This is a genomic window from Rhizobium sp. BK316, assembly GCF_014193695.1.
In the GTDB taxonomy this organism is placed as follows: domain Bacteria; phylum Pseudomonadota; class Alphaproteobacteria; order Rhizobiales; family Rhizobiaceae; genus Rhizobium.
In genome coordinates, this window is record NZ_JACHZR010000003.1 from 660,012 (window position 1) to 673,055 (window position 13,044).

13 protein-coding genes are annotated in these 13,044 nt (G+C 62.1%); 7 read left to right on the forward strand and 6 right to left on the reverse strand.

Going from position 1 to position 13,044, the window contains the following annotated elements; translation table 11 throughout:
* Positions 1–2 precede the first annotated feature (2 nt).
* Both FHT87_RS17315 and FHT87_RS17320 read left to right on the forward strand, forming a co-directional pair.
* Positions 3–188 carry a DUF2065 domain-containing protein gene (locus FHT87_RS17315; protein ID WP_183736016.1) on the forward strand — a complete coding sequence of 62 codons (186 nt, stop codon included), beginning with the start codon at positions 3–5 and terminating at the stop codon, positions 186–188.
* A 103-nt stretch (positions 189–291) separates the two neighbouring features.
* Positions 292–2,046 carry a Do family serine endopeptidase gene (locus tag FHT87_RS17320; protein ID WP_183736017.1) on the forward strand — a complete coding sequence of 585 codons (1,755 nt, stop codon included), beginning with the start codon at positions 292–294 and terminating at the stop codon, positions 2,044–2,046.
* Positions 2,047–2,124: 78 nt separating this feature from the next.
* Here the strand turns inward: FHT87_RS17320 and serB are convergent, their stop codons facing one another.
* Positions 2,125–3,015, reverse strand: a complete 891-nt coding sequence (serB, locus tag FHT87_RS17325; protein ID WP_183736018.1) for a phosphoserine phosphatase SerB — start codon at positions 3,013–3,015, stop codon at positions 2,125–2,127.
* Between serB and miaA the strand changes: the two genes are divergently transcribed.
* Together miaA and FHT87_RS17335 are read left to right on the forward strand one after the other, a co-directional pair.
* Entirely contained in the window at positions 3,014–3,910 is an 897-nt protein-coding gene (gene miaA / locus FHT87_RS17330; RefSeq protein WP_183736019.1) for a tRNA (adenosine(37)-N6)-dimethylallyltransferase MiaA, read from the forward strand. The genes serB and miaA overlap by 2 nt on opposite strands.
* A 79-nt stretch (positions 3,911–3,989) precedes the next feature.
* A complete protein-coding gene (locus tag FHT87_RS17335; RefSeq protein ID WP_007817811.1) occupies positions 3,990–4,247 on the forward strand; it encodes a hypothetical protein in 258 nt (85 codons plus the stop codon).
* Positions 4,248–4,254: 7 nt separating this feature from the next.
* On the opposite strand, the gene FHT87_RS17340 is transcribed toward FHT87_RS17335, so the two are convergent.
* Positions 4,255–6,285 carry an ATP-binding protein gene (locus tag FHT87_RS17340; protein WP_183736020.1) on the reverse strand — a complete coding sequence of 677 codons (2,031 nt, stop codon included), beginning with the start codon at positions 6,283–6,285 and terminating at the stop codon, positions 4,255–4,257.
* Between the two features lie 340 nt (positions 6,286–6,625).
* On the opposite strand from FHT87_RS17340, the gene FHT87_RS17345 reads away from it, so the two are divergent.
* A complete protein-coding gene (locus tag FHT87_RS17345) occupies positions 6,626–8,419 on the forward strand; it encodes an acetolactate synthase 3 large subunit (RefSeq protein ID WP_183736021.1) in 1,794 nt (597 codons plus the stop codon).
* Positions 8,420–8,443: 24 nt separating this feature from the next.
* Positions 8,444–9,016 carry an acetolactate synthase small subunit gene (gene ilvN / locus FHT87_RS17350; RefSeq protein ID WP_183736022.1) on the forward strand — a complete coding sequence of 191 codons (573 nt, stop codon included), beginning with the start codon at positions 8,444–8,446 and terminating at the stop codon, positions 9,014–9,016.
* Positions 9,017–9,101: 85 nt separating this feature from the next.
* Here ilvN and FHT87_RS17355 read toward each other — a convergent pair whose 3' ends face one another.
* Complete coding sequence (locus FHT87_RS17355) at positions 9,102–9,575, reverse strand: hypothetical protein (protein ID WP_183736023.1); 474 nt, start codon at positions 9,573–9,575, stop codon at positions 9,102–9,104.
* Between the two features lie 79 nt (positions 9,576–9,654).
* A complete protein-coding gene (locus tag FHT87_RS17360) occupies positions 9,655–10,500 on the reverse strand; it encodes an aldo/keto reductase (protein WP_183736024.1) in 846 nt (281 codons plus the stop codon).
* A gap of 151 nt (positions 10,501–10,651) precedes the next feature.
* On the opposite strand from FHT87_RS17360, the gene FHT87_RS17365 reads away from it, so the two are divergent.
* Positions 10,652–11,245, forward strand: coding sequence for a LysE family translocator (locus tag FHT87_RS17365; RefSeq protein WP_183736025.1), 594 nt, complete (start codon positions 10,652–10,654; stop codon positions 11,243–11,245).
* Here the strand turns inward: FHT87_RS17365 and FHT87_RS17370 are convergent.
* Positions 11,237–11,707: a DUF2269 domain-containing protein gene (locus FHT87_RS17370; RefSeq protein WP_183736026.1), complete on the reverse strand. Its 471-nt coding sequence runs from the start codon at positions 11,705–11,707 to the stop codon at positions 11,237–11,239. The genes FHT87_RS17365 and FHT87_RS17370 overlap by 9 nt on opposite strands.
* Positions 11,707–12,990: an SDR family oxidoreductase gene (locus FHT87_RS17375; RefSeq protein ID WP_183803517.1), complete on the reverse strand. Its 1,284-nt coding sequence runs from the start codon at positions 12,988–12,990 to the stop codon at positions 11,707–11,709. The genes FHT87_RS17370 and FHT87_RS17375 overlap by 1 nt, the downstream gene beginning before the upstream one ends.
* Positions 12,991–13,044: the final 54 nt, after the last annotated feature.

Sequence of the window (13,044 nt, forward strand, 5' to 3'; positions counted from 1 at the left end):
GAATGCAGGACTTCCTCACCGGACTTGCATTCTTCCTTATCATCGAGGGGCTGGTCTACGCACTGGCCCCTCGTTTTCTTATCGAGATGGCGAAGCTTCTGCCCACCGTTCCGGAGCGCCAACTGAGGGTGTTTGGACTTGTGGCTGTGGCACTTGGGGTAGCCTCCGTCTGGCTTTTACGAGGCTAGATCACATTCGCACGGGGATTTCTCGAAAAGGTGATTTCGCCCTCCATCATTCCGCCTTATGCTGGTGATGTATGTGCGCCTTTATCCCAGACGAGGAAGCTTGATGGCCCCCACGAATCGCTCGCCCTTCAGACGAACGCTCGCGCTTTTGGCCGGCACTGCCCTTCTGGCAAATGTCGGTGCTGGCGGTGTTGCGCATGCGCAAACCGCCCCGGCGCCCGTTGCACCTGAACAGGCAGCACCTGCGGCACCTCGGCCCGCATCGTCACCCGTCTCACCGGCTGCAGTCGCACCCGCCGCTCCGCCCATGCAGATGACGGCTCCGGGCAATGGTCCGGCTTCCGTCGCGGATCTCGCCGAAGGGTTGCTCGATGCCGTAGTCAATATCTCGACCTCGCAGAATGTGAAGGGTGACGAGGGTGCCGGTCCCGCACCGCGTGCGCCTGACGGCTCGCCCTTCCAGGAATTCTTCAACGACTTCTTCAACAAGCAGCAGGGCAACCGCGGCCCCAACCACAATGTCAGCTCGCTCGGTTCCGGCTTCGTCATCGATCCCACCGGCTATATCGTCACGAACAACCACGTGATCGAGGGGGCCGACGACATCGAGGTCAATTTCGCCAACGGCTCCAAGCTCAAGGCCAAGCTGATCGGCACCGATACCAAGACTGACCTTTCGGTGCTCAAGGTCGAGCCGAAGCAGCCGCTGAAATTCGTCAAGTTCGGTGATTCCAGCACGATGCGTATCGGCGATTGGGTCATGGCGATCGGCAACCCGTTCGGCTTCGGCGGATCGGTGACGGTCGGCATCATTTCGGGCCGCGGCCGCAACATCAATGCCGGCCCCTACGACAATTTCATCCAGACGGATGCGGCGATCAACAAGGGCAATTCCGGCGGCCCGCTCTTCAACATGAAGGGTGAAGTGATTGGCATCAACACCGCGATCATTTCTCCCTCGGGCGGCTCGATCGGTATCGGTTTCTCCGTGCCGTCGGAGCTTGCATCGGGCGTGGTCGAGCAGCTTCGCGAGTATGGTGAGACGCGCCGCGGCTGGCTCGGTGTGCGCATCCAGCCGGTCACCGACGAAGTGGCCGACAGCCTCGGCCTCGATAGCGCCAGAGGCGCGCTGGTCGCCGGCATCATCAAAGGCGGACCTGTCGATGACGGTTCGATCAAGGCCGGTGACGTCATCCTGAAATTCGACGGCAAGGCTGTCGCCGAGATGCGCGACCTGCCGCGCGTGGTGGCCGAAAGCCCTGTCGGCAAAGAGGTCGATGTCCTCGTGCTGCGCGACGGCAAGGAGCAGACCGTCAAGGTGACGCTCGGCCGTCTCGAAGACAGCGACCAAGCGGCTGCCGCCGGCGACAATTCGAGTGATGACGGTGTCATCAATCCCGATCCCGGCGAGAACAACGACATGGATGAACCGGATCAGGATGGCGATCAGGGGCAGACCGCACCTGACGGCCAGGATCCGCACCAGCAGGATCAAGGGCAAGACCAAAAGAGCCCGGATCAAAAGGGGCAGGATCAGGCAACACCCGGCCAGGCTACCCCAGAGCATGTGCTCGGTCTTTCGCTCTCGCTGCTCAGCCCCGAAACCCGCAAGGCCTTCGGCATTGCCGAAAGCGTCGATGGTGTCGTCGTGACCGAGGTTGCACCCGGTTCGGCCGCTGCGGAGAAGGGTTTGAAGCCCGGCGATGTTATCGTCGAGGTGGCACAGGAATTCATGAAGTCGCCGGATGCAGTTGCCACCAAGGTGCAGACGCTGAAGCAGGAAGGCCGACGCAATGCGCAGATGATGGTCGCTGCGGCGAATGGTGATCTGCGGTTTGTTGCAGTGCCGATGGAGTGAGGGCTGTCGGCCTGCACAGGCCAGAAAAATAAAAGGAGTGGTGGCCGCTCCTTTTTCGTTTCAACAGTGCCTCATGGCTCACACCGTCACGAAATCAGTCTTCCGGTAGCCCTGGACATAAAGCAGCGCCGTCAGGTCGCCGTGGTTGATCTGGATGTCGGCTTCGGCAGCGACCGCGGGTTTGGCGTGCAGGGCGACGCCGGAGCCGGCGAGGTGCAGCATGCCGAGGTCGTTGGCGCCGTCGCCGACGGCGATGGCGTCTTCGGGGGAAATGCCGAGGCGGGCGGCGATGTCGTTGAGGGCGTCGACCTTGGCCTGCTTGCCGAGAATGGGTTCAGCGACGTGACCGGAGAGGAGGCCGCCTTCCTCAAGCAGGATATTGGCGCGGTTTTCGTCGAAGCCGATGACGGCAGCGATGCGGCTCGTGAAGACCGTGAAGCCGCCGGAGACGAGGGCGGTATAGTAGCCTTTCGACTTCATGGTGGCGATGAGTTCGGGGCCGCCGGGTGTCAGGGTGATCCGCTTGGCGATCACGTCGTCGACGACCGAGATCGGCAGACCTTTCAGGAGGGCGACGCGTTCCCGCAGCGCCGGCTCGAAGGCGATCTCGCCGTTCATGGCGCGGGCGGTGATGGCGGCAACCTTTTCCTTGAGGCCGACTTCGGCGGCGAGTTCGTCGATGCATTCCTGGCCAATCATGGTCGAATCCATATCGGCGATCAGCAGCTTCTTGCGGCGGGTTTCCTGTTCCTGGATGACGAGATCGATCGGGGCGCTGGCGATGACGGCGAGCAGATTGGCCTTGGCCGCTTCGCCGTCCGCACCGTCGGCGAGCACGATATCGCAGGCAATACCGTCGGCCAGCCAGTAGAGCCCGGATGCCTTGACGGCCTCGGCCGCACGTTCGGCTATGGCAGGCGAAAGAACGGGGTTTGACGGATTGGCAACAAGCGTGGCAACGAGGGCCATGATGGAAAACCTTCTGAGCTCTGTGAACGCGATCCTGATAACCGGGCCGACTGCCAGCGGCAAGTCCGCACTGGCCGTGGAACTGGCCAAACAGCATGGCGGCGTGGTGATCAATGCCGACAGCATGCAGGTCTATGACACGCTGCGGGTGCTGACGGCGCGACCGTCCGAGGAGGATATGGGAGGCGTACCGCATCACCTTTACGGCCATGTGCCGGCGGGGGCGACTTATTCGACCGGCGCGTGGCTGCGGGATGTGGCGGCGCTCTTGCCGAGCATCCGTGCAGAGGGAAAGCTGCCGGTCTTCGTCGGCGGCACTGGGCTTTATTTCAAGGCGCTGACGGGCGGGTTATCGGAAATGCCCGTCATTCCCGAGAAGATAAGGCAGCGGCTGCGCGCCCGGCTTCTGGAGGAGGGATCGGAGGGCCTGTATGCGGAACTTGCGAAGGTTGATCCCGCCATGGCCGAGAGCCTGAACGTACAGGACGGGCAGAGGATCGTGCGGGCGCTTGAGGTTTTCGAGGCGACGGGCCAGTCGATCGCGGAATTCCAGGGGCAGGCGGGGCCTGTCGTCGTCGATCCGCACACGGCACGCAAGATCGTCGTGCTGCCGGATCGCGCCGTGCTGCATCAGCGGATCAACGGACGTTTCGAGAAAATGCTGGAGCAGGGGGCAGAAGACGAGGTGAGGGCGCTACTCGCGCTTGATCTTCCCCCGGAAATGCCTGTTGTGAAGGCAATCGGCGTGTCGCAGATTGCGGCGATGCTGCGCGGCGAGATGAACCGCGCCGAGGTGATCGAGCGCGGGGCGGCGGCCACGCGGCAATATGCCAAGCGGCAGATGACCTGGTTTCGCAATCAGATGGATGAAAGCTGGGAGCGGCTTTCGCCTTAGCGCCAAAGCGACTCATGCTTTGCGCCCGCAAACAGCTAGAATGATCTTCGAATCATGACCAATGGAGCTATGGGCCGGCATGAACAATTTTCTCGCAAAGACGCTTTCTTCGATCAACGCCTTGATCGCCATCGTCATCCTCGCCTTTTCCACGCTTTCGGGTGCGACCGCTGCTGCGGCGCAGGGCGGATCGGGCATGTTCATCGTCGGAGCAATTTTGGGCGCCATCGGCGGCATCGTGGTTGCGGCGCTGATCTGCGGCACCATCGCCTTTCTGGCCCTGATCGAGCGGCATCTCTCCGAAATCGCAGCGGCGACGCGCCAGCCGCGTTCGTAAGGCGCACTCAGTCCTTATTGTTGAGGCTGCTCAGCGGCTTCTTCAGGATGCTATCGCGCAGCGACATGCCGCCCTCGCGGCGTGGCGGGGACGTCTGTTCGCCGAAGGCCGGCTTTGGCTGCTCGTCGCGGCGCATTTCGCGGCGCAGTGCTTCCAGGCGCGCGTCGATGGAGGTCTGCGGCGAGAGCGGCGGGGGCTCAGGATGCGGCGCGCGGCTCTGCGGCAGCAGGGCGGGGCGATAGGGTTCGAGCGGCGCCTCTGCCGATGGAGCGGCATAGGGTTGATCGGCGGCTTCATCGGCGAAGTCGTCTTCCGGCTCGTAACTGTCTGCCATCGCTGCACTGTAGCTCTGCTGGAAGGTGGAGATATCGGGGCCTGCTGTGATCGCCCGCATGCGGGTAACGATGCGGCGCAGGTCGACCGTATCGGGATCTTCCTCGGCATGTTTGCTGGTGGCGCTGTGGGCCTTCGGCAGCAGGTTTTCATCGACGCGCAGGAAGCGCATGCGCATCGGCACCCGGATCGCTTCGCCGAAGGCGATTGCTTCTCCGTTGCCGATCGAGGAGATGAAGCTCGTCGTCGAGATCGAGGAGTTGGGAATGGCCGAGCGGATGATTTCCTGGTCGCGATCGTTGGCAAGGCGCATGGCAAACAGCGTCGAACACTGCGACAGGATCGTCTGGTCGAGTTCGCCGGGGCGCTGGGTGATGATGCCGAGCGAGACGCCGTATTTGCGGCCTTCCTTGGCAATGCGGGCGATGGCCTGGCGGGTCGGAACGAAGCCGAGGTTCGGATCCGACGGGATATAGCGGTGGGCCTCTTCACAGACGACCAGCATATGAATGGCGCCTTCGCTCCAGAGCGCGATTTCGAAGGCCATGCGGCAGAGCACCGAAGCGACGGAGTTGACGACTTCGGAGGGGATGCCGGCGAGCTGGAAGGTGCAGATCGGCCTGTTGTCGCCGGGAATGCGGAAGATCTGCGCGATCGTCTCCGTGATCGTGTCGCTGATCGTATTGCTGGAGAACATGAAGTGATAGCGCGGATCGTTGATCGCGGCGATGATGCGCATCTTCAGCGAGCGCAGGAACGGCTTTTCAGCGCGGCCTTCCAGCCTGCCGATGCGCTCATCGATAAGGGCGAGCAGATCGGCGATGCGGTAGGGCACCGGTGTATCGGCCGTGATCGAACTCTTTTCTGTCTGGCGGCGCACCAGCGAACTGTCGCTGCCGCGGAAGGCGCGTTTGGCTTCCGGCAGGATGTCGCGCAGCATGTCGAGCTCTTCCGGCACCGGCGGGCGACCGCGGAAGACGACCTCGGCGAATTCTTCGAGCCGCATCAGCCAGAAGGGCAGATCGAGCGTATCCGTATCGATGGTGACGGCGTGCTTGGGAAAAGCCGCGGCAAATTCGTTGTGCGGATCGAGGATGAGCACGCGCAGCTTCGGATCGGCCTCGATCGCCTTGTGCAACAGCAGCGAGACGGCGGTCGACTTGCCGACGCCGGTCGAGCCGACGACGGCGAAATGTTTCGACAGCATCGAGGGGACATGGATTGCCGCGTCGATGCTTTCATCCTGCGTGAGATTGCCGATGACGGCGGTGGCGCCCTTGCCGGCATCATAGATGCGCATGAGGTCGGCGGCGCGGATGCGGTGGGCGATGGCGCCGAGATAGGGGTAGCGCGAGATGCCGGTCGAGAATTCCTCGCGGCCATCGTCCTCGACGCGGACTTCGCCGAGCAGTTCCGTCTCGATGCGGAAGATATTGTCCTGGCCTTCGCCCCAGCCCTGGTTGCCGGTATTCATGGAATAGACGAGGGCGACGACGCGGTTCCTGCCGACGCTGATCGAAATCAGCCGGCCGACGGACCATAATTCCGTGAGATCGGTGCCGCCAGATTCTGCCACGGCGGCGATGGTGGCGCGCGATCCGCTGCATGCAACGACACGCCCGAGAAACCGATTTCCCGGTGCGAGGCTGTCGCGGCGATCCTGCTCGCCTGCTTTGCCTGTCGTCATCATGTCGTTGTTGAGCAAAGGGTTACTCCCTGCATTAACGGACAGGATATAACCGATCCTTTAACAAATCCTTCAGCCGCAGAATTGGACGGCCCATCGGACGGTGGGGCGGTTGACGGGCTTCCGATTTTTTATTGCGGAATGCGTTGACGCTGCGAAATTTTCTGTCTATCACTTCCGCCCATGACAATTTCGAACGTTCTTATCGTGGTGGGAAAGCGCATGGGCAGGATGGTGTAACCATCCGGCGATAGCCACCCATGCGCTAGACGAAGGCTCCTCGGGGGCCTTTTTTTATGCCCGAAATCAGGGTTTCCGACCACAAACTCAAATCCTCAGCATCAAACGGAACAGACACATGGCGAGCACGGACAATCAGGCGGACAGCAATCGGATGACGGGAGCGGAAATCGTTCTGCGTGCGCTGAAGGATAATGGCGTCGAGCACATCTTCGGCTATCCCGGCGGTGCCGTTCTGCCGATCTATGACGAGATCTTCCAGCAGGAGGAGGTCAAGCACATCCTCGTTCGCCATGAGCAGGGGGCCGGCCATGCGGCCGAAGGTTATGCCCGCTCGACCGGCAAGGTCGGCGTCATGCTGGTGACCTCTGGTCCCGGTGCCACCAATGCGGTTACGCCGCTGCAGGATGCGCTGATGGATTCCATTCCGCTCGTCTGCCTGACGGGGCAGGTTCCGACCTCGCTCATCGGTTCGGACGCCTTTCAGGAATGCGATACCGTCGGCATCACGCGCCCCTGCACCAAGCACAACTGGCTGGTCAAGGATGTCAACGAGCTCGCCGCCGTCATCCATGAAGCCTTCCGGATTGCGCAGTCGGGCCGTCCTGGCCCCGTCGTTGTCGATATCCCGAAGGATGTTCAGTTCGCCACAGGCACCTACACGCCGCCGGCCGATCACGCGATCCAGAAGAGCTACCAGCCGAAGATCCAGGGCGACCTAAACCAGATCCATGCAGCAATCGAAATGATGGCGAATGCCCGGCGGCCGATCTTCTATACCGGTGGTGGCGTCATCAATTCCGGTCCGGAAGCCTCCCGCATGCTGCGCGAGCTGGTCGAGCTCACAGATTTCCCGATCACCTCGACGCTGATGGGTCTCGGCGCCTATCCGGCATCCGGCAAGAACTGGCTGAAGATGCTCGGCATGCACGGCTCCTACGAGGCCAACATGGCGATGCATGATTGCGACGTCATGGTCTGCATCGGCGCCCGCTTCGACGACCGGATCACCGGCCGCCTGAACGCCTTCTCGCCGAACTCGAAGAAGATCCATATCGATATCGACCCGTCTTCGATCAACAAGAACGTTCGCGTCGATCTCGGCATCCGCGGCGATGTCGGCCATATCCTGGAAGATATGATCCGCCTGTGGCGGGCGCTGCCGAAGAAGCCGGAAAAGAACCGTCTCGATGCATGGTGGGGCGATATCGCCCGCTGGCGCGCGCGCAATTCCTTCGCCTATACTAGGAGCAGCGACGTTATCATGCCGCAATATGCGCTGGAGCGTCTCTTTGCCCTGACAAAGGACCGCGACACCTACATCACGACGGAAGTCGGCCAGCACCAGATGTGGGCGGCCCAGTTCTTCGGCTTCGAACAGCCGAACCGCTGGATGACCTCGGGGGGGCTCGGCACGATGGGTTACGGCCTGCCGGCAGCGCTCGGCGTGCAGATCGCCCATCCGGAAAGCCTCGTCATCGACATTGCCGGCGATGCCTCGATCCAGATGTGCATCCAGGAAATGTCGGCGGCGATCCAGCACAATGCGCCGATCAAGATCTTCATCATGAACAACCAGTACATGGGCATGGTGCGCCAGTGGCAGCAGCTCCTGCACGGGAACCGGCTGTCCAACTCCTACACGGAGGCGATGCCCGACTTCGTGAAGCTCGCCGAAGCCTATGGCGCGGTCGGCCTGCGCTGTGAAAAGCCTGACGATCTCGATGCGACCATCCAGGAGATGATCGACGTCAAGAAGCCCGTCATCTTCGATTGCCGCGTCGCCAATCTCGCCAACTGCTTCCCGATGATCCCCTCGGGCAAGGCTCATAACGAAATGTTGCTGCCGGACGAAGCCACGGACGAAGCGGTCGCCAATGCGATCGACGCCAAGGGCCGTCAGCTCGTATAACAATCAGGTAGGAAACCCAGGATCATGAACGCACACCTTCAACCGACCGGCTCTGCCTACTTCATCTCGCCGGAAACGGCAGCCGTCGAGAGCCATACGCTCTCGGTGCTCGTCGATAACGAGCCGGGCGTGCTCGCCCGCGTCATCGGCCTGTTTTCCGGTCGCGGCTACAATATCGAAAGCCTCACGGTTTCGGAGACGGAGCATGCGGCGCACCTGTCGCGCATTACCGTCGTCACCCGCGGCACGCCGCAGGTGCTGGAGCAGATTAAGGCGCAACTCGAGCGCATCGTGCCGGTGCACCGGGTAGTAGACCTGACGGTACGTGCCCGCGAACTCGGCCAGGACCGGCCGATCGAGCGGGAAGTGGCGTTGCTCAAGGTGATCGGCAATGGCGAGACGCGTGCCGAAACGCTGCGCCTTGCCGACGCCTTCCACGCCAAGGTGGTGGATGCGACGGTCGACCACTTCATTCTGGAGATTACCGGCAAGTCCTCGAAGATCGACCAGTTCATCGCGATCATGAAGCCGCTCGGCCTCATCGAAGTCTGCCGCACCGGCATTGCGGCGATGAACCGCGGCGCGCAGGGCATGTAAAGAGACATCCCGGGTATGTAAGGATTATGGCCCGGGCAGGTGATCACTCTTGTGTATGCGGGCGTCGATCTGTCAGACGCCCGCACTATCTGCGATCATTGATTTTCAACAATTCTGGTGCTGTCGACCGGTAGCTGATTGTCAGCTTTCCGAAGCGCGATGCGCTTCGCATTTCCAGTCCATTGGGCGCCTTCCCACGGCGAATATCGAAGGATGTTGGTGCCGCACCGAACCGGATGTAGCTCTTGCCGTTATCAAAAAAACATTCGGCTGGAGAACAGTCGATTGAGACTGTGTTGGAAAAGCCTTCATCCTCCTCAATGTGTATCTTGATCTGCATTTCGTCGTTGTCGCTGCGATAGATCACGCAATCCCGAGATCGCTCGCATCTGGTTTCCGCAGAGATTTTCGCGCCTCCTTCAGGAAGCAATATGTACCTGACCCTAAGCGCCTCATGCGTCAGGCCTTCGGCGAAGGTGACGTCGGGAACGAAACTGATCAGCATTGCGATACCGACCAGGAAATGACGGGAGAGCCGGAAACTTCGGTTGATGTTCATCCGCGGCGACCACAATCAGTGTTGAGGGCGATCGCTGGTTTGTTTCAGCTTTATGGCGAAATTCATGCCGCCACTGGCGCTAGAGCATCTCCAACGGCGTTTTCTTCGCCGGGGGCGGGAAGACCTCGTCGAGGGCTTCCCAGTCCTCGTCGGTAATGTCGAGGGAGACACAGCCGCGGTTTTCGCGGGCGCGCTCGATGTTCGACGTCTTGGGGATGACGAAGACACCGTCGCGTTCCAGCAGGAAAGCGAGCGCCAGTTGCGCCGGGGTCGCCTGATAGGCCTTGGCGATATGGATCAGGTCGGGATGGTGCAGGATGCGGCCCTGTTCGATCGGCGAATAGGCCATGATCGGGATGTTGCGGCCCTGGCACCAGGGCAGGAGATCGTATTCGATGCCGCGGCGGGCGAGATTGTAGAGAACCTGATTGGCGGCGACATTCTGCCCGCCGGGCACAGAGAACAATTCCTGCATGTCGTCGGTATCGAAATTGGAGACGCCCCAGGCGCGGATCTTGCCGGCGGCTTTCAGCGTCTCGAAGGCTTCGACAGTCTCGGTGAGCGGATAGTTGCCGCGCCAGTGCAGGAGATAAAGGTCGATGCGGTCGGTGCCGAGGCGCTCGAGGCTGCCTTCGCAGGCGGTGATCGTGCCGGTGCGACTGGCATTCCAGGGATAGACCTTGCTGACGATGAAGGTTTCGTCACGGCGGCCCTTGATTGCCTGTCCGACGATTTCTTCGGCGCCGCCGTCGCCGTACATTTCGGCGGTATCGATCATCGTCATGCCGAGATCGAGGCCGGCCTGGAGGCTTGCGATCTCTTGCTTCGCATGGCCGGCATCCTCGCCCATGCCCCAGGTGCCCTGGCCGAGCGCGGGGACTTCGGTGCCGTCGGGGAAGGTGATGGTGGGGATGGGGTCGTCCATGGCAGTTCTGGTCCTACAAGTGCTCAGCAGACTATCAGGTAATCCTGTCACCATGACAACAATGTTATGGCCGCTGTGGTTTAGGGCAGTTATGCTGACCTAAATCCAATAGACCGCCGCATCATCGACAAGCGCGGTGTGGGGAGGTTTCATGCCGCTGGATACGTTTCTGGCACTGCTGCTTTTTGCCTTTACGACCTCGATCACGCCGGGGCCGAACAACATGATGCTCTTCACCTCGGGTGTGAACTTCGGCTTCCGCCGCACGATCCCGCATATGCTGGGCATCGGGGCGGGTTTCCTGTCTCTGCTGCTCGGCGTGGGGTTGGGGCTCGGCGCGCTGCTGCATACGGTGCCGGCGGTTTATATCGCGCTGAAATTTGCCGGCGGGGCCTATCTCGTCTGGATCGCCTGGAAGATCGCGACCTCGCGCTCCCTCAGCGAAGGCAAGAGCGGGGTGAAGCCCATGTCCTTTCTCGGCGCTACAGCTTTCCAGTGGGTCAATCCGAAGGCCTGGGTCATGGCGGTGACGGCCATGGCGACCTACACCAACCCGCAGCTCTATATGATCAGCGTGCTGCTCGTCGGCCTCGCCTTTGCGGCGGTCAACGTGCCCTCCGTTTCTACCTGGGCAGGCTTCGGCTCGGCGCTGCGTGAGTGGCTGTCCGACCCGGCGAGGCTCAAATGGTTCAATATCACGATGGCGGTGCTGCTCGTGCTCAGCCTCTGGCCGATGCTAAAATAGCGTCGGCTTGATCAGCATCAACAAGAGAATGCCTGTTACCGCGAAGAAGGCCGGGAAGCCGAAGGCGAACCAGATGCGGTAGAGGCTGAAATAGGCCGGCGGCAGGGCCGTGCCCGCGGCGGCGGCGGTGCGCGCCAGATTGCGCAGCCGGATCTGGATCCAGACGACCGGCAGCCAGAAGATGCCGGTCACGACATAGAGCAACAGCGACAGCACAATCCAGCTTTCCGTCAGGTCCCAGCCGATGATGCGGGCGAGAAGATAGCCTGTCACCGGCTGGAGGATGGCGGCTGTCGCCGTAAAGATCGTATCGGCGACGACGACAGTGCCGGCGACGTGTGCGATCAGCGCGGGTTCGCGGGTGCGGTGGGCCATCACCATGAAGAAGGCGATGCCGGCACCGGTGCCGAAGAGCACGGTTGCGCCGACCACATGGGCAAGAAGCAGCAGCTCGGCGAGCATCAGCGTTCATCCAGAATGGCAAGGGCTGCCAGCGCCAGCAGCAGGGACGGCAGCACCTTGACGAGCGGGCCGAGCGGATCGAGCCAGAGGGCGGGCTTCAGCACCGTGCCGCCCAGGAGATAGACGAGCGAGACGGCGAGCATGCCGATGATGGCGCGGCGAGCAAAGGGTCGGAAGAGCACAGCGGCGCCGAGCGCCATATCGATCAGACAGGTTGTCATCGTCAACGCCATCGCGGCACTCAAGGGCATCAAGGGCAGGAAGTGGGCGCTCGCCTGGCTCGGAGCCAGAAGCGGGATCAGGCCAGAGAGAAGCCAAAAGAGCGACAGGCCGGCAATGATGGGCGCCTTCAGCAGATAGAGGCGAGCGAACCACAAGTCCTGAACGCCCGAGGGATTGGCGGCGAGCGTTGCGGCGGCCGAGAGTGCGGGAAGGCCTGACGGCGTCCGGCGGTTCATGCTGACACCTTCGGACATGACGGTCATGGCGGTGGAGCGCAGCGGCGAGCGCCAGCCGAGATGGCCGGCGATATCGGCAAGCCATGTGACCGGCCTTGCCAGCGCCGGTGGGACGGAAAGGACCGGAGCATCCGGCAGGCCGAGCCAAGCGCGGTGCAGCCTGACGAGATCAGCGAGCGTGTGCCGCTCTTCGGCGGCCAGTTCGATATCGCTGCCGGAGGGCAGCGTTCCGGAGATTGCGGCTGAGACTGCGGCGGCGACATCTTCGGCGGCGACGGTTTCGACTGGGCTATCGGCATGGATGAGCGGCAGGGCAAGCGGGAAGGATGAGAGTGCGCGCAGAAGTGCGGTGCCGCCATGGGCGTTGCGGCCGAGCACGAGGGACGGACGGACGATGACGTAAGGCAGGCCGGATGCCGCAAGCGCCATATCGGCGGCGCGCTTGGTGGCGAGGAAGGGCAGGTCGCTGCCGGCGCCATCCGTTCGGGCGGAGATCTGGACGATGAGCGTCACGCCGGCCGGTTTCGCCGCTTGCTGAAGCGCGATCATTGCGCGTTGCTGGGTGGCTGCGAGATTGTCTGAAAGACCGTCCTGGAGGGCGCCGGCACTGTTGACGACCACGTGCTGGCCTTCCAGCACGGAGGCCCAGTCGGCCACATTGGTCATCTTCTCCAGGTCGGCCAGGATCCAGCGGATAGCGGGCTGGCGAACCCGCGCCCGGTCGGGATTGCGGGCAAGCCCAGTCACTGCGTAGCCGTCCGCAAGCAACCGTGCTGCGATCGCCGAGCCGATGAAGCCTGTGGCACCGAGAATCAGGATGTTCATAGTGAGAGACTACCGAAAAACGGCATATCGAGCAGGGGGCGGCCATATAACGCC

Bases quoted from the DNA above. Each gene is read 5' to 3' on its own strand.
- FHT87_RS17315 (WP_183736016.1), top strand. From the start codon at position 3: ATGCAGGACTTCCTCACCGGACTTGCATTCTTCCTTATCATCGAGGGG.
- FHT87_RS17320 (WP_183736017.1), top strand. From the start codon at position 292: ATGGCCCCCACGAATCGCTCGCCCTTCAGACGAACGCTCGCGCTTTTG.
- miaA (WP_183736019.1), top strand. From the start codon at position 3,014: ATGATGGAAAACCTTCTGAGCTCTGTGAACGCGATCCTGATAACCGGG.
- serB (WP_183736018.1), bottom strand. From the start codon at position 3,015: ATGGCCCTCGTTGCCACGCTTGTTGCCAATCCGTCAAACCCCGTTCTT.
- FHT87_RS17335 (WP_007817811.1), top strand. From the start codon at position 3,990: ATGAACAATTTTCTCGCAAAGACGCTTTCTTCGATCAACGCCTTGATC.
- FHT87_RS17345 (WP_183736021.1), top strand. From the start codon at position 6,626: ATGGCGAGCACGGACAATCAGGCGGACAGCAATCGGATGACGGGAGCG.
- ilvN (WP_183736022.1), top strand. From the start codon at position 8,444: ATGAACGCACACCTTCAACCGACCGGCTCTGCCTACTTCATCTCGCCG.
- FHT87_RS17355 (WP_183736023.1), bottom strand. From the start codon at position 9,575: ATGAACATCAACCGAAGTTTCCGGCTCTCCCGTCATTTCCTGGTCGGT.
- FHT87_RS17360 (WP_183736024.1), bottom strand. From the start codon at position 10,500: ATGGACGACCCCATCCCCACCATCACCTTCCCCGACGGCACCGAAGTC.
- FHT87_RS17365 (WP_183736025.1), top strand. From the start codon at position 10,652: ATGCCGCTGGATACGTTTCTGGCACTGCTGCTTTTTGCCTTTACGACC.
- FHT87_RS17370 (WP_183736026.1), bottom strand. From the start codon at position 11,707: ATGCTCGCCGAGCTGCTGCTTCTTGCCCATGTGGTCGGCGCAACCGTG.
- FHT87_RS17375 (WP_183803517.1), bottom strand. From the start codon at position 12,990: ATGAACATCCTGATTCTCGGTGCCACAGGCTTCATCGGCTCGGCGATC.